General features: G+C 72.3%; 8 protein-coding genes and 1 pseudogene. 3 read left to right on the top strand and 6 right to left on the bottom strand.

What is annotated here, in order from left to right:
- Positions 1–53: 53 nt before the first annotated feature.
- Both ACIP9D_RS21045 and ACIP9D_RS21040 read left to right on the top strand, forming a co-directional pair.
- Complete coding sequence (locus tag ACIP9D_RS21045; protein ID WP_350873724.1) at positions 54–2,402, top strand: glycosyl hydrolase; 2,349 nt, start codon at positions 54–56, stop codon at positions 2,400–2,402.
- A 161-nt stretch (positions 2,403–2,563) separates the two neighbouring features.
- A complete protein-coding gene (locus tag ACIP9D_RS21040; protein ID WP_350873723.1) occupies positions 2,564–3,403 on the top strand; it encodes an alpha/beta hydrolase in 840 nt (279 codons plus the stop codon).
- Between the two features lie 56 nt (positions 3,404–3,459).
- On the opposite strand, the gene ACIP9D_RS21035 is transcribed toward ACIP9D_RS21040, so the two are convergent.
- Entirely contained in the window at positions 3,460–5,892 is a 2,433-nt protein-coding gene (locus tag ACIP9D_RS21035) for a M14 family metallopeptidase (RefSeq protein WP_350873722.1), read from the bottom strand.
- 553 nt (positions 5,893–6,445) lie between these two features.
- On the opposite strand from ACIP9D_RS21035, the gene ACIP9D_RS21030 reads away from it, so the two are divergent.
- Positions 6,446–7,396 carry an alpha/beta hydrolase gene (locus ACIP9D_RS21030; RefSeq protein ID WP_350873721.1) on the top strand — a complete coding sequence of 317 codons (951 nt, stop codon included), beginning with the start codon at positions 6,446–6,448 and terminating at the stop codon, positions 7,394–7,396.
- On the opposite strand, the gene fxsT is transcribed toward ACIP9D_RS21030, so the two are convergent.
- From fxsT to ACIP9D_RS21005, 5 genes and pseudogenes are all read right to left on the bottom strand, one after another.
- Entirely contained in the window at positions 7,390–11,334 is a 3,945-nt protein-coding gene (gene fxsT, locus ACIP9D_RS21025) for an FxSxx-COOH system tetratricopeptide repeat protein (RefSeq protein ID WP_350873720.1), read from the bottom strand. The two genes, ACIP9D_RS21030 and fxsT, sit on opposite strands and share 7 nt — an antisense overlap.
- Positions 11,331–12,476: a TIR-like protein FxsC gene (locus ACIP9D_RS21020; protein WP_350873719.1), complete on the bottom strand. Its 1,146-nt coding sequence runs from the start codon at positions 12,474–12,476 to the stop codon at positions 11,331–11,333. The genes fxsT and ACIP9D_RS21020 overlap by 4 nt, the downstream gene beginning before the upstream one ends.
- Entirely contained in the window at positions 12,463–13,143 is a 681-nt protein-coding gene (locus ACIP9D_RS21015; protein WP_350873718.1) for a TIR-like protein FxsC, read from the bottom strand. Before ACIP9D_RS21015 ends, ACIP9D_RS21020 begins: the two co-directional genes overlap by 14 nt.
- Positions 13,140–14,019, bottom strand: a pseudogene (locus tag ACIP9D_RS21010) (aminoglycoside N(3)-acetyltransferase). The gene ACIP9D_RS21015 and the pseudogene ACIP9D_RS21010 overlap by 4 nt, the downstream one beginning before the upstream one ends.
- Complete coding sequence (locus tag ACIP9D_RS21005) at positions 14,016–16,388, bottom strand: FxsB family cyclophane-forming radical SAM/SPASM peptide maturase (RefSeq protein ID WP_350873717.1); 2,373 nt, start codon at positions 16,386–16,388, stop codon at positions 14,016–14,018. The pseudogene ACIP9D_RS21010 and the gene ACIP9D_RS21005 overlap by 4 nt, the downstream one beginning before the upstream one ends.
- Positions 16,389–16,478: the final 90 nt, after the last annotated feature.

Here is a 16,478-nt window from a genome sequence, read left to right as displayed (position 1 = left end):
CCAGGGAGACCCGAATGAACCTCACGCTCGTCCGAAGATACCGCGGCCTCGCGATGACAACGAGCCTGGCGATGGTCGTCGCGCTCGCGCTGACCGCCTCGTCCACCCCCCAGCCCGTCCAGGAATCGTTCGCCACCAACTCCCCCACCGGGCCCATGGAGCTGCCCGACGAGTGGATGACCGCCCAGCGGATGAGCGACGGCAGCCGGGACCTCTCCGTGGCCAAGTACGAGAAGGCCCGCGGCGAGGCCCACCAGCTCGACCTGCGCACCCGCCTGCTCTACCGCCACCTGGCGCAGAAGAAGTGGAACTTCTTCGGGCCGAGCAACATCGGCGGCCGGGTGGTGGACATCGCGCTCGACCCGAAGGTGCCCGACCAGCTCTTCATCGCCGCCGCCTCCGGCGGCGTCTGGAAGTCCGACGACGCGGGCGCGACGTTCGAGACGGCCTGGCCCGACGGGTGGACGCAGAGCATGGGCGCGGTCGCGATGACCAGCGACGGCGTCCTCTTCGCCGGCACCGGCGAGGCCCAGCCGGGCGGCGGCTCGATCACCTTCGGCGGCGACGGCATCTACCGCTCGAAGGACCGCGGCAAGACCTGGCGGCACGTCGGGCTCAAGGACAGCCACGCCATCGGGCGGTTCGCCATCGACCCGAGCAACCAGAAGCGCGTCTTCGCCGCGGCCAGCGGCAACCTCTTCGTACCCGGCGGCCAGCGCGGCGTCTACCTCTCCGACAACGGTGGCGACAGCTGGAAGCAGGTGCTCGCGCCACCGAACGCGACAACCGGCGCCACCGAAGTGGTCATCGACCCCACCAACCCGCAACGGGTGTACGCGGCGATGTGGGACCACCTGCGCGAGCCGCACCAGCGCACCTACGGCGGTCCCGGCTCCAGCCTCTGGCGTTCTGATGACGGCGGCCGGACCTGGGTGCGGATGACCAACGGTCTGCCCACCGACGCCGACCAGGGCCGCTGGGGCATCGCCGTCGCGCCGAACAACCCCCAGCGGCTGTACGCGTACGTCGGCACGGCGCTCGGCCCGTTCCGCGCCTTCTACCGCTCCGACGACGGCGGTGACACCTGGGCGCAGACGCCGGTCACCGCCGCTCAGGCGTCCCAGTCCACGTTCAGCTGGTGGTTCGGCAAGCTCTTCGTCGACCCCGGAGACGCCGATCACGTCTTCCTCACCGGGGTCAACCTGATGCGCTCGACGAACGGGGCGCAGAGCTTCTCCTCCGTCAGCGGGGTGCACGCCGACCAGCACACGATGCGCTGGGATCCGAAGACGCCCGGCCGGGTCTACCTGGGCAACGACGGCGGCTTCTACCGTTCCGAGGTCAACGGGGCGAGCGGCTGGGTGAAGGCCACCTACGAGCCGTACACCCAGTTCTACACGGTGGACGTGGCGCAGACCGATCCGGTGCTGAAGGTGGGCGGCGCGCAGGACAACGGCTGCAACCGCGGCTACAACGGCGTCGGTGGCCCGTGGAACGCGATCGGCTGCGGCGACGGCCTCCAGGTGATCATCCATCCGGACGCCTCGAACATCGTCTTCGGCTGCAGCCAGTACGGTTCGTGCTACCGGTCGGAGAACTCCGGCGGCACTCCCCGGCAGACCATCGGCACCGGTCAGACGACCTCGCAGCGACGCAACTGGCTGACGCCGCTGCAGTTCGACCCGAGCGACCCGAACGTCATGTACTACGCCGGGAACATCGTCAACCGGTCGACGGACAACGGCCGCACCTGGACGCCGATCAGCCCGGATCTCACCGGCGGCGGCCCGAACGATCCGTCCGGCTACCCGTGGGGCACGATCACCACGATCGCCGCCGCGCCCACCGACGGCAACACGCTCTACGTCGGCACCGACGACGGAAAGCTGTGGTGGACCGACGACCTGGGGCAGAACTGGCACCAGGTCGACCCGGCGCAGCTGCCCGGCACCTGGGTGACGCGGGTGGCGGTGAACCCGGCCGACGAGAACATCGCCTACGCCACCTTCTCCGGCTTCCGGTCCGGCAGCGACCGGCCGCACGTGATGATGACCCGCGACGGCGGCCGTACCTGGAAGGACATCGGCCGGGGCCTGCCCGACGCGCCGGTCAACTTCGTGGTGCCGACCGCCGACGGCCTGCTGCTGGTCGGCACCGACGTCGGGGTGTTCATGTCGGCGTGGAACGGCGGCGAGTGGGCGGCGCTGGGCACCAACCTGCCGCAGGCGGCCGTGATGTACCTGCGCTACCACGAGCCGACCCGGCAGCTCACCGCGGCGACGTTCGGCCGGGGTGTCTACGACCTCACCGTGCCCCGCTGCCCGGCGGCGTCGACCAAGCTGCCGCCCAAGCCGACCGGGGTCGGCGTGGTCGGCGTACTCGCCTCCTGCCGGCTGGGGTGACCGACCGGTAGACCGCGCTGTGCGAGGGCCACCTTCCGGAGACGGGAGGTGGCCCTTCCCGCTGAAGGGTCCCCGGTGGTCGTCGCCCTCCGGCGCACTCGTCGGGCGGCGGACGGCGCAGCGGGAGCGCCGAGGCCGTTCTCCGAGCCTATGATCCCCGGATGGCCACCTTCGACGGCGCGGACGGCACCCGGCTCGCGTATCACCGGACCGGTGAGGGGGATCCGCTGATCTGCCTGCCCGGCGGGCCGATGCAGGCTTCGGCGTACCTCGGCGACCTGGGCGGGTTGTCCGCGCATCGCTCGCTGGTGCTGCTGGATCTGCGCGGCACCGGGGAGTCCGCCGTCCCGGCGGACCCGGCGAGTTATCGGTGCGACCGGCAGGTCGAGGATGTCGAGGCGCTGCGGCTGCACCTCGGGCTGGACCGGCTCGACCTGGCCGCGCACTCGGCCGGCGCGACGCTCGCCCTGCTGTACGCCGCCCGGCATTCCGACCGCGTCGGTCGTCTCGCGCTGATCACGCCCAGCCCGCGGGCGGTCGGCGTGGAGGTCGGCGACCTCGATCGCCGTGAGCTGGCCGAGCTGCGGCAGGGAGAGCCCTGGTTCCCGGCGGCCTTCGCCGCCTTCGAACGGATCTGGTCGGGCCAGCCCACCGCCGGCGACTGGGAGGCCATCACCCCGTTCACCCACGGTCGGTGGGACGCCGCCCGCCAGGCCCGGGTCGCCGGGGAGGTCGAGCAGCGCAACGACGACGCGGCCGCCGTCTACTACTCGGCCGGCGCCGTCGACCCGCCGGCCGTCAGGTCCGCCCTCGGTCACCTCCAGGCGCCGGTCCTGCTGCTCGCCGGAGAGTACGACGTCGCGCTCCCGCCGAAGCGCGCCGCCGAGTACGCCGGCCTGTTCCCGCGGGCCGAACTGACGGTGCAGCCGGGCGCCGGGCACTATCCGTGGCTCGACGATCCGCAGTGGTTCGTGGAGACGATGGCCGGGTTTCTGCGCTGACCGGTGACGGCCGCGGTGCCGAACGCACCGCGGCCGTCACCGGCTGCCGTGATCGGTCAGCCGGTCGGCAGGACCGCCTGGCCCTTGCGGTAGTTCTTGCCGTTGCCGTCCGGCTTGTAGTTGTTCTCCACGTTGCCGGCCGAGTCGACCGAGAACCAGTTGATCCGGGTGCCGGCCGGGACGGTGAGGGTCTCCCCGCCCTCCCGGATGCCCGCCGAGCCGTAGAGCGCCGACGAGTACGTCGGCGCGGCGCCGTCGAGGGTGTAGAAGACCGAAGCGGGCTCGGAGACGCCGAAGGTCACGTTCACCATGCCGGGGGTCGAGCTGGGGGCGACCGTGAGGGTGCTCCCCGGGCGGGTCCGGTCCTTGGCGAAGTCCCGGGCCACCCGCATCAGCTCGACCAGGCCGTTGGCGAACTCCATCGCCTCGGAGTGCGCCTCCTCCCAGTCCGGTTGGAAGGACGTGCCGACCTCGAAGTTCCAGGCGTAGATGCCGTACTTGTACCAGAGCATGTCGCCGGAGTTGCCCGCCGCCGAGTAGAGCACGTCGGAGATCGGGCCGGTGCGCGCCGGAGTGACCGCCATGTTCCGGTGCTGCTTGATGGCGGTCAGGATGCGCGAGGACGCGCCCCAGAAGGCCGACTCCTCGGCCAGCGTCGGCCGCGGCGCCGAGATCCGGTCCGGCAGGGCGTACGCGCCCGGCGACCACATGAAGTAGTTCCCGGAGGAGTGCAGGTTCATCGAGAACTTGATGTTGGGTCGAGCGGCCAGCCAGTCGAGGTTGCGGTTCTCCGGCTCGGAGAGCTCGCTCGGCCCGGCGTAGGTGCCGCTGGTGCAGCTGCTCGACGCGCCCGAGTACCCGTCGAAGAGGCTGTACTCGGTGTAGTTGCGGTTGTTGTCGACGCCCCACGAGTCCCGGCCGAGGAAGTCAGCGGCTCCGGTCGACGGGCAGTGGTTGGTCATGTTCTTGCGCTGCGAGTTGAAGTCGTAGAACGAGTAGTGACCACCGTCCGGGTTGACCGACGGGGCGATCCAGATGTCCAGGTTGTTCAGCAGCTGCTTGGTCTGCCCGTCGTGCGCGTAGTTGCGCAGCAACCGCTCAGCGGTCTCGACGGTGACCAGCGGCGGCACCCACTCCCGGGCGTGCTCCTGCGCGTAGGCGAGCACCCCCGGCTTCGAACCGTCCCGGACCTTGCCGATCCGGATCGCGTACACCGGATGCGGCTCGCGGGAGACCGAGGCCGGCGCGCTCAGGTCGTCGGTGAGCGCGGTACGCGCCGCCGGCGCGACCACGCCGTCACCTGGGCTGCCGCGATAGGTGTACGCCTTGACCAGCGACCCGGCCGCGGCGTTGAGCGCCGCGACGACCTCGGCCGCGGTGCTGGTCACCGTGCCCGCACCGTTGGTGCCGAGGGACACCCGGATGGCCGTGCCGCTCACGGTCACCGCCAGCGCCGAGTTGCCGGTGCCGGGGTTCGCCAGCTCCACCGAGACGTCGTTGCCACCCTGGTGCCCCCACGCCAGGGAGTCCACCGCGACCCGGCTGGCGTTGGCGCTGCCGAGGACGGCCTGGGCGTGCCGCCGGTAGCCGTTGGTCTTGTACGGCAGCTCGACGATCTCGGCCAGATTGGGGAACTCGGCGGCGAGCTGGTGGATCCGCGCGTACAGCTCGGTCGGGGTGAGGTAGCTGGTGACGAAGTCCTTCTGGTAGCCCGGCCCCTCCGGGCTGGTCTCCGGGGTGGGCAGCCACTCCTGCACCTTGACCTCGGCGACGTCACCGGTGGGGCTGGTGATCCGGATCCGGTCCGGCCGGCTGGTCACCGCCGAGGCGCCGCGGTGGTAGAGGTAGACGCCGGCGTCGACGAAGCGGGAGATGGTCTGCGTACCGCCGGAGCCGATCGCGGTGCCCGGCCCGCTGTCCCGCTCGACGGTGAGCGTGTTGCTGGCCGTCTGGCCCTGCGCCCACTTCGCCTCGACGGAGAGGACCTGGCTGGTCCCGGAGGTGTAGTAGTCCGCACGGATGATCTTGACGTCGGAGACGTCCGGCGCGGTCGGGTCGGCCGCGGCGGCGGCGAACTCCCGGTTCTCGGCGAGGTGCGCGGTGATGGTCGAATCCCGCTCCTCGACCCGGGCCCGGGCATCCTCGGGGCGGTGCAGGATCTCGCCGAGGGTGAAGCCGGCGGCGGTCAGTCGGGCGGCTTCGCTCGGCGTGATCACCGCGTGCGCGACCACGCCGTTCTCCGAACGCTCGACGTGGTGGTCGAGGTCGACGCCGGTGGCGACCAGCGCGTCCAGCTCCGCGGTGCCGGCGAGCAGCACCTCCACGACGTTCGCCGGCTCACCGGCGACCGGACCGGAGTCGGCCGGCACGGCGGCGTCCGGCCCGGTCGCCGAGGCCGGGCTGACCAGCAGCACGATGGCCATGGTGGCGGCCAGCGCCGTCGGGACCGGAAGGCGGCGTCGCCACCGCGCAGGTAGGGGTTTCGGCATGTGATGTCTGCCCTTCTGGCTACTCGGCCTGATGGCCGCAGGAGATGGCCGAGGGGCACGCCCGGGGTACGCGGCTCCATCCGTTGGGTCGCGCGCGGTCGTTGCGGCAACCGGGCGCGCGACACGGTGAGATAGGGAAGGTGATGTCGTCCGGCTCCGTCGCCTCGACCTGGCCCGCATCGCCGAATTGCGGGGCGTCGAACGGTGGTGACGGAGGTGCTCCGGTGACGGTCGGTGTACTGAGGCAATCCTCAGGTGTCACAACGTGAACTGTCAATCCTCTGCGGGGCCGTTGACCATCGGCCGCATCCGCCCACTCGAACCGGCCTCGACCGAGTTCGATCAATGCTCGCAGCTGGAAGTTTCACCCGGAGTGCCCGGAGACTGTCCTTTCCGACAGATCCGGCGCGTTGTCCCCACAGCGGATAGCGGCCCGCCCGACCCGACCGTTAGGCTCACCATCGAGTGAGGTCGTTCACCGCCGATCATTCACCTTCGCTCTGTGCCGACGTGACGGATACTCGCTGGTGGCAACATCGGAAGGCAGGCTGGGGTGGCCCGAGAAGGGGAACCGGGGACCGGATTCGCCTATCGCGCGGACAGCTCGCGGGTGGCGTTCGAGGTCTCTGGCGCGCCGGACGGCTACCCGGTCTTCCTCATGCACGGCACGCCGGGCAGCCGGCGGGGGCCGAAGCCACGGGGCATCGTCCTGCACCGTCTCGGGGTCCGGCTGATCACCTACGACCGCCCCGGCTACGGCGACTCCGACCGATCCGAGGGCCGGACGGTGGCCGACGCCGCGGCAGACGTCGAGGTGATCGCCGACCAACTGGCGCTGACCCGGTTCGCGGTCGCCGGTCGCTCCGGTGGCGGCCCGCACGCGCTGGCCTGCGCGGCCGACGCCCGGCTGCGGCACCGGGTCTCCCGGGTCGCGGCGCTGGTCGGGTTCGCCCCGTCCAACGCGGGCGAGCTGGACTGGTACTCGGGCATGAACGCCGACAACGTCAACGGTTTCGGTGGCAACGGCGGCGACACCGCCGGTCTGGTGGAGGAGATCCGCCGCCGAGCCGAGCGGGCCAGTGAAGACCCCCGGCGGCTGCTCGAGGACGTCATGGCGGAGATGACCGCGGCGGACCGCCGCGTGATCAACGACGCGGCGCTACGGCGGTTGATCACCGACACCTATGAGGAAGCGCTCCGGGCCGGGCCCTACGGGTGGATCGACGATGTGCTGGCGTTGCGCCGCGACTGGAAGTTCGATCCACGCATGATCGACACCGCGGCGACCCAGGTCCGGCTCTGGCACGGCGCCGAGGACACCTTCGCACCGGTCAGCCACACGCGGTGGCTCGCCACCCGGATTCCCGGGGCCGAGATCGAGGTGCAGCCCGGCGCGGCACACTTCGACGCGATGAAGGAGCTACCGCGCATCCTGCGCTGGCTCACCGTCGACGACGCGACGGCGAGCCGAGACGTCCTCATCGGCGCCCGCCCCGGTCAGTAGGGGTGCGGGTCGAGCACCCGTCGCACGTAACGTCCCTCCCGCAGGTTGACCACACTCGGGTGGTGCTGACCGATCCGGTTCGCGAGTCGGTCCGCCAGCCGCATCCGCTCGATGCTGCCGGTCGCGCCGGACGCCGCCTGCTCAGCGATCACCAGGTTGCCCAGCCCACGCAGGGCGTCGGGGTGATCCTCGCCGAGCACCTCCCGCAGCCGGCCGACGACGACCCGCAACTGGTCACGCCCGGTCTCCAACTCCCCGGAGAGGATCGCGAAGACCGCCACGTTGTTGGCCGCCGCCATGGTCAGCGGATGGATGTCGCCCAGCGCCGCCGCCAACGCCGTCGCGGTGACCGCGGCCAGCTCGCGAGCCGGTCCCACCTCGCCGTGGTCCCACATCGCCACGCTGAGATTGTTGCGACACACCAGCACGTACGGATGCCCGTCGCCGAACACCTCGACGAACTGCTCCTCGGCCTCGATGAGCTCCCTGCGGGCGTGCTCCCGCTCCCCCTGGAGCATGAGGTTCGCCGCCCGGCTCAGCCGGCTGAACAGCGTGTCCGGGTTCATCGGGCCGAAACCGGCGAGCAGGTCCTCGTAGGCGTCGTCGAGCAGCCGGGCGCCCTCGGCGATCTCGCCGGTGCCGCGCAGCGACGCCGCGAGATTGGTCTGCGCCGTCAGCACGTTGCGGGACCGGTCGCCGAAGAGGTCGCGGTAGCCGGCGACCACCGTCTGCAGCAACGTCGCCGAGGCCTCGTAGTCACCGGCCTCCCGCAGGTCCCGGCCCAGGTTGTTGGCCGTCAGCAGGGTGCGCAGGTGGCCCGGGCCGAGTACCACCCGCAGCCGGCGGTAGGTGCTCTCGTCGGTGTCGAGGGCCCGCTGGATGTCGCCGGTCAGCCGGTAGGACGCGGCCAGGTTGTTCGCGGCGGTCAGCGTACGGCGGTGGTCCTCGCCGAACACGTCGACCGAGGCGGAGTAGGTGCGCAGGTCCCGCTCCAGGGCTTCCTGGTAGCGGCCGATGGCCCGCAGGTCACCGCCGTAGCCGCCGGCCGTCATCAGGGTGTACGGGTGAGTCGAACCGATCAGCTTCTCCTGGGCGCTCAGCGTCTCCTCGTTGAGCCGGCGGGCCTGCTCGAACTCGCCGAGGCTGCGCAGCAGGTTGGCCCGGTTGAACCGCAGGTGCAACAGCTGCACCTGCAACGCCCGGTGCGCCGGCGTGTCCGGAGCCAGCTGGGCCAGCAGCCGCGACCACGCCACGTCGGCCTGCTCGGCGTACCGGGCGCCCTGGGCGTAACCGCCGTTGAGGTAGATGTAGCGGACCCGGTCGACGATCAGCTGGCGGACGTCGTCGTCGGACGAGGAGAGGGCATCCGCCCCGTCGAGGTGCGGCCAGAGCAGGCGTAGCCGCTGCTCGACGGACGCGTCCTCGACCTCGCCCGAGGGCCGGGCCCCGGCGAGGATCCGGTGCACATCGTGCTTCACACCGGCCAGCTCCTCGTCGGACATCCGGGCCCGCAACGCCGCCTGCAGCAGGCGGTGCACCAGCACCTGCTGCGCGTGCAGGTCGAGCTTCACCAGCGCCAGCCGGTTGATTCGCTGCACCAGCGCCGCGGCGATGTCACGCTCGGAGACCCGGTCGGCCACCCGCGCCGCGACCATCGGGTCATGGTCGGCGATGACCTTCGCGACCTCGTCGCTGTAGAGCAGCTCCAGTGAGATCTCCGGAGCGAGCACCGACGCCAGTTGCAGTAGCCGGTACGCGCCCGCGGAGCCCTCCCGCAGCCGTTGCAGCGAGATGTCCCAGACGTCCTCGGTCGGCCCGCCGCGTTCCAGACTCGTCAGGTAGTCGGGGATCGGCGTGCCGGTGTCGGCCAACCAGGCGCCCGCCATCGCCACGAAGATGGGCACGTTCTCGACCGCCTCGGCGACCTGCTCGGCCTCGGCGACGGTGATCGACCGTTCGCCGATCCGGGACCGTAGGTGCGCCACGCTCTCCGCCCGCTGGAACGCCTCCACGTCCACCCCGCGGGCCAGGTCGCCCCACTCCGGGTTCCGGGTGGTGACCAGCACGTGTCCCGAGCCCTGCGGGAGGTAGTCGCGTACGTGCTCGTACTGGTCGACGTTGTCGAAGACCAGCAGCCACTGCTCGGGCACCCCGCCGTCGGCGCGTCGCTCCGGCCGGCTCAGCCGCTGCCGCACCGCCCGGGTCATCTCCGGGATGGTCTGCTGCCGGGGCAGCCCCAGCTCCTCGCCGAGGTCGGCCACCCGCACGTCGACGAACTGCGGCGGGTCGGCCTGCACCCACCAGATGATGTCGTACGCGCCCCGGAACCGGTGGGCGTACTCGATGGCCAGCTGGGTCTTGCCGATGCCGGGACCGCCGCGCAGCGCCACCGGGGTTCCCTCGTTCCCGCCGGCCCGCAGCTCGTCACGAAGCGTGCGCAGCAACTGCTCCCGCCCGGTGAACCGGGTGTTGCGGCTCGGCGGGTTGAACACCAGCGGCCGGGCCCCGGGATAGCGGGCGGTCCGCACCACCGACGCGGCGCCGCTCCGCGCGGGCGCGGTCACCCCGAGCAGCTGCACCAACCGCTCGACCGCCTCCTCGGCGGCGACCTCGTGCAGCGAGACCCAGGCCCCGATCGGCAGGTCCGGCGAGGGCGTCGTACCGTCCACGTAGACCGTCAGCGGGCCGGCCGAGCCGGCCGAGCGGGAGTCGGCGGGCTCCCCGTGGGCGGCCTGGTAGGAGCGGGAGACCAGGGTGAGGTCCCGGGTGACCGTCCCCGCCCGCGCCGGCTCCGTCTCGTCCACCGCCGCGGTCACCACCCGCAGGTCGACCGCGGTGAGCGCCGCCTGCACCCACTCCGCCCAGGCCTGGTCCTCCGGGACGTGGCGCACCACGACCAGCTCGTCGGCGATCGCGGGCTTGCGCTCGAAGCGGGCCACGACCCGCCGGCGCAGCGCCTCGTCGACCCGGGGCAACACGGAGATCCGCCCACCGGTGATGTGGCTGGTCAACGTCTCGTACGCGGAGAGCAGGGTGGTCCGGCCGCCCGGCACGTCCGCGAAGGTCGCCAGGGTCTCCTCGTAGGCGTAATAGGCCCGGTACGGCACCTCGACGGTGAGCCAGTACTCCCGCCGTTCGGCCTCGGTCATGCCGCCCGGCAGCCCGGCGAACCGCTGCATCGCCACCGCCCGACCGGCGTCGGCCTTGCCCTTCTCCCCCTCGTCGACCCGCATCGGCACCGGCAGCACCCGGCGGGCCCGCCGCCCCTCGTAGCCGCGGACCCGGCTGGCCACCGTCGCGGCGCCGTCGATGCCCTGGTCGCTCAGGGTGAAGCAGTCCACCAGCACGTCCGGCAGGTGGATGGTGCAGATCTCGGCGACGTCGCTGATGCCCGTGCGGCTGTCGATAAGGGTGTAGTCGTAGTGCCGCTTCATGTCCTCGCGCAGGGCATCGAAGAAGAGGCCGCCACCGAGCCGGTTGTAGAAGTTGTCCCAGTTCAGGCCGGTCACGTTGGTGGCGTAGTCCGGGTTGTGCTTGCCCGCCAGCAGCAGGTCGAGGCTGCCGCCGCCGGGGAACTCCCAGCCCACCGAGAAGGCGTACTTCTGCACCTTGGCCAGGTGTCGGTGCCAGTCGCCGGGCCGGGTCTCCACCTCCTGCGGACCGTCGGCCTCCTGGGCCTGGCGGCGCTGCTTGAGGTTCGCCCACTCGTACTCGAGGATCAGGTCCATCACGCCGCCGGTGGAGGCGACCTGGTCGGCGTCGAGGAACGGCGCGAAGAACTTGTGCAGGCCGGGCGACTCGAGGTCCCAGTCGGCGACCAGCACCCGCTGACCGTTCGCAGCCAGGATCCACGCCGTGTTGGCCAGGGCCATGGTCCGCCCGGTGCCGCCCTTGTACGAGTAGAAGGTGACCACCTGACCGTCTCGCTGCTGTGTCATCGGTCCTCTTCTCGTCGTCGCCGCACGTCGGTCGCGTCGGTCGGCCGCAGGCTCGGTCGGGGCACGCTCGGGCCGTCCTGAGGGTAGAGCGGTCCATGTCGCAGGAACTGTTTGCGGGCCTCGATCACCAGCAGTGGCGCGCTGTGTTCGAACTCGTCCACCCCGTGTACCGGTCGTGCCTCCGGGAACCGGGCGACGCGCAGGGCGGCGACGATCTCCTCCGCCGCCTCGCCCGGCCCGGCCACCACCAGCGGCACCACCCAACGCGGCAGCCCGGCGACGGCGGCGCGCACCGCGGACAACCCCAGGCCGGCGTCGATCAGCAGGACGGTCGGGCTGTCCGGGGCCCGCTCGCGCGCCGCGCCGAACTCGACGACCCGGGTGGGCAGCCCCAGCCGCTGAGCGGTCGCGGCGACGTAGTCGGCGATGGCCAACGCGTGCTGCGCCCCGAACGGTCGCCACTGCCGCCCGTCCTCGCCGGCGAGCGCGGCGACGACCAACGCGGCTTCGCCGGGCTCCTCCGTCGGCGCGGCGGTCAGCGGTGCGGCCCGGGACCGGCGCAGCGGCGCGGTCTCGGTCACCGCGATGATCCGCTCGGCCAACATGTCGAGGACCTCGTCGTACTGCCGCCGGTACGCGCTGAGCTTGCACAGCGCCCGCAGCCCGTTCTCGGCGTACTCGGCCGGGCCGCCGACCAGCTCCAGCGCCTCGGCCATCTCCGGCCGGTCGTCCCAGGGCGGGAAGGGGATCCACAACACCGGCAGGACGTGCCCGTCCGTCTCGGCCGGGCGCAGCCGGTCCAGCCGGGATCGGAAGGAGGCCCGCTCGCCGACCGCCCAGGCGTTGCTGAAGTAGTTCGGCGAGTAGAGCGGCACGAAGACGTGCGCGAGGCTGAGCGCGTCGGTGAGCGCCTGCTTGAGGTCCGCGCCGGGCGCGACGAGCCCGTCGAAGAAGCCGATGTCGAGATCGCCGGTGCGGCGTGCGCCGCGCTGCACGGCGGCGTTGAGGTCGTGGAAGAAGCGGGTGACCCAGTAGTCGGTGTCCGGGCGGGCCGCGGCGGAGAGCGGCACGGAGTGGGCGTAGCTGAGAAAGAAGTACGTCTCCCGTCCGGCGACGGTCGGGGCGGTGTCAGTCCAGCTCATCCCCGGCCTCCTCGAACTCGTCGCCGAGTTCCTCGATGTCCGACACGTACGGCTGCACCCAGTGCGTGTCCACCGCGCGGACGACCCGCTGCGCCAACCGCCACACCACCGCGTCGTAGGCGTCCTTGCCGTTGCGGCCGAGGCTGAGCAGGCCGTAGATGCCTTCCTGCTGGTATTGCGGCGCGATCTCCGGAGGAAGGCCGGTCGGGGAGAACATCTGCCGATGCCCGATCGCCGCCGGCAGCCGGCGTCGGCGGCCCATCACCGACCAGTTGACCGGGATGATCGGCCGTTCACCGGGGGTCGGCCGGGCGTCCGGACGTCGGATCTCGCGGCGATGCACGAACGCGTTCCACTCCCGGGCGCACCAGGCGCTGCTCAGGTACTGCGGGGAGATCAGCGGGATGAAGACCTGGCAGTGGCCGGCGGCGAAGGCGAGATCGTCGGTCCACAGCTGACCGCCGTCGAGGAGCCGGTCCAGGAAGCCGGCCGTGCTGCCGGCCGGCAGCCCGAGCAGCTCGGCGACGTGGTCGGAGAGGTCGACGTAGAGCTGGAAGACCTTCTGGTTGGCGTCCCGCGGGGGCTCGCCGGGGCGCTGTTTCGCCCGGGCGTAACTGAGGAAGAACACGGGCGCCCGTGGGTCGACCCGGTACTCTTCCTCGGTCACCCGCCGCTCCCGTCCCCTGAGGACACAGTCACCCTCACTACATTATCGGCCGCGGCAATGCCCGGGCCGCCCTCACTGTCCGGCCCGGTGCCGGCACATCCAGCGGCCGGCGAAGTCGACGGCGGGTCGCATCCGGACGGCACGGCAGGTGCCGCCGCCCAGCGCACCGCGCCGGACGACCGGCAGGCGCTCCAGCGCCGCGCCGATCCGTGGAAAGTCGGAGTCGTCGAGGTCGAGGGCGAGGAAGTCGCGCCGGGCCCGACGACCGGAGCTGTCCAGGACATAGCAGCGGTACGGCCGCTGGGCGGCCGGCTGGGGCAGGCGGTACTCGGCGAGGTGGAACGCCGTACAGGCGGCGTAGTCGACGCCGAGCAGCAGGACGAGGGCGTCGGCGGCGTAGAGCGCGCCGAGCGGGGACCGTTCGCCCAGGTGGCAGTCCAGGTCGTGCACGGCGGTCAGCCGCGCCGCCGCCGGGCCCAGCGCGGCGAACGAGGTCTGCGGGTGCCCGCTGCGCACCGCTCCCGGCTGCCGCCGCACGTGCTCGGCCAGCACCCCCATGCCTTCGGCGGGACTGCGCGCCGGGTGGAACGGCGGGATGCCGGCCTCCACCCGCGCCGCCTGCCGCGTGCTCAGGCCCGCGGTCGCCGCGCGAAAGGCCGGCGAGGTGATCGAGTTGAAGGCGGTCTGGGTGGGTACCACGATCGTCCCGGCGTCACCCAGCACCTCGCGCATCGCGGCAAGCAGGGTCGCCGGACCGCCGGCGACGGGTCCGATACGCGACAGCGAGCAGTGCACCAGAACGATCGCGCCGGCGCCGAGCCCCACCGCCCGCAGCCCGGCGGCCAGCTCGACCCGGCCGACCGGCCGCGCGGTCATGCCCAGCGGTCCACCGTCGCGCGCATTTGCCGCGCGAACCGCTCCCCCGCCGCCGTCAACGCCCCCAGGCCGAGCAGCGCGTCCAGCGCCCCGTCGGTCCAGTTCCGGTAGCGACGGAAGTGAGCGCCGGCCGCGGCGCCCGCACGGCGGCGCCACACGTCGGCCACCGCCAGGTGGGCGTAGGTGCCGTGCAGCACGCCGTCCACGGGGCGGGGGTCGTCCCGCCACGGCACGACGAGCCGGCGGGTGTCGCGCCGGTCGACCAGTTCGCAGACGTCGAGCACGCCGTTGAGCTTCAAGTGCTGCACCTCGTGCACCAGCAGCACCGCGAGGGCGGCTTCGTCGGGTGTTGGCGTGACGGCGACGGCGCCGAAGGCCGTCGCCGCCGCGGCGCTGCGCTGCCGACCGCCCCGGTCGGGGCGCAGCGGCACCACGGCGCGTAGCACCGCCCGCATGCCGGGGGCGTAGCCGGGGGCCTCGGCGTCGATCCGCTGGAGCGCGCGGCCCACCTGGCGTACCCACCCGACGGCCTCCGCCGCGGTCAGTCGGGGTGTCACCGCCAGGTCCTGGTAGCAGTCCCGGTAGGGGTCGGCGTCCTCGATCAGCAGCGATGAACCCTCGAGCGGCATCCGCCGGGCCGGCCGCCAGCCCGGTGGGTGCTCGGCCGTGTCGGGCCGCACCGTGATGACGTCGTCGCCGACGCGGACGCGGAACCCGTCCGCGTCGACGGACACCATGGCGGCGTCCGTGCCCGGGAGGGGGAGCGTGCCGAGAGTGGGCAGGCTGAGCACCCCGCCGGGAGCCGGCACGACGAGTTCGGCGGAGGCGCCGGCCCGGATCGCCGCGGCTGCGGCGACCGCGGCGGCATGTCCGAGGTGGACCGGGGTCGGGCGGTCCTGGCACCGATGAGCCCAACGGCGGACGAACGGGTGGCCGAGCACGTCCCGCACGGCCTCCGGCGCGGTGACGTCGAGCCCGACCAGCACGGCCCAGCCGGCCGCGGCGACCGGTAGTTCGGCCATGGCCGGGCTGAGCGCGACCAGCAGCGCCCGGGTCTTCGCCAGGTGGATCGCGGCGAGCTGGTCGACCGAGTCATCGCTGCCCTGGCCGGTGCCGAGGTCGTCGAGGACCGTGGGGTCCAAGGCGTCCGCGCCGGCGTCGGCGCGCCCCGGACCGTCGGAGCCGGCGGCTCGGGGCGCCGGGCCGGCCGGGGCCCCCATCAACCGGATGAGGTGTGTGAGGTCGCGGCAGTAGACCGACGGGTTGTCGAAGCCGCTGCCCGTGCGGTAGCGGTGCGCGAAGAGACCGCCGCCGCACTGCCGGACCACCGGGCAGGACTGACAGGTGGCGCTGAGGCCGGCCAGCCCCGCCTGCCGGACGGCGATCATCGGATGGGCGGCGACGTCGTCGATCCGGTCGGCGAAGATGTCCAGCCCGGTTGCCGGAGCGCCGTCGAAGGCCGTCTTCAGCGAGTCGACCTGCTCGTAGCTGCCGTCGGTCTCGATCACGGCGAGGTCGGCGGCGTCCAGCCCCACTGCTTCGGTCCGGCTGGCACCGCCGGCAGCGATGGAGTGCAGCGAGTCCAGCATCCGGATCGGCACGGGACAGCCGTCCGCGGTCCAGCGCCGGTGCACGGCGAGCAACCAGTCGCCGTACGGGGTCGCGACGCCGTCCGGGCGCGGCGGCGGCCGGTCCCAGTTGGCGTGCGGCAACAGGAAGTCGATGTGCGGCGGGTCCTCGGCCAGCAGCGCCTGGTAGACCTCGATCGGGTCGTTGGCCAGGTCGACGGTGCAGAGGATGCCGGCGTAGGCCGGCCGGTATTCCGGGCGGCGCAGCAGCGCGAGCGCCCGCAGCACCGAGGTGTGGCTGCTCGCGCCATTGGCGTAGCGCCGGTGCCGGTCGTTGGCCGCGCGATCACCGTCGAGGGAGATGCCGACCTTGACGCCGTAGCGGACCAGCACCTCGGCGATCTCCTCGGTGAGCAGCACACCGTTGGACTGCATGCGTAGATCCAGATGGGTCACCGGGTCGAGTTGCCGGCGCAGCTCGGCCGCGATGGCGGCGAGCCCGGCGGCCCCGGCGAGCAGCGGCTCGCCCCCGTGCAGCACCACCCGCACCGCGCCGAGCCGGCGCGTGCTCGCGTGCTCGGCGATCCGCCGGGCAGCGGCAGTCACGGTCGCCGGAGCCATCGTGCGCGGCTGTCGGCGCCAGCTCTGATCGGGGTGTTCGTAGACGTAGCAGTGGTCGCAGGAGAGGTCGCACCGGCTGACGATCTTGATTACGTACTGACTCAGGGCGCCAGCCGGTGCGCTTGTCCCAGAGGCTGCCGTCTCACCCGGATCAGATCGAAGCACCGAAGGCCGCGACATCGACGCGTGCCGGCCGATCGACTGGGCGGGTGTCGGACAGCGCCACGAGTCGGGCGCGGACAAGTGAGATCTCGCCGAGCGGAGTTTGCC

It is taken from the genome of Micromonospora sp. NPDC093243, from assembly GCF_044753725.1.
GTDB lineage: Bacteria > Actinomycetota > Actinomycetes > Mycobacteriales > Micromonosporaceae > Micromonospora.
This window is presented reverse-complemented; position numbering and strand designations above follow the sequence as displayed.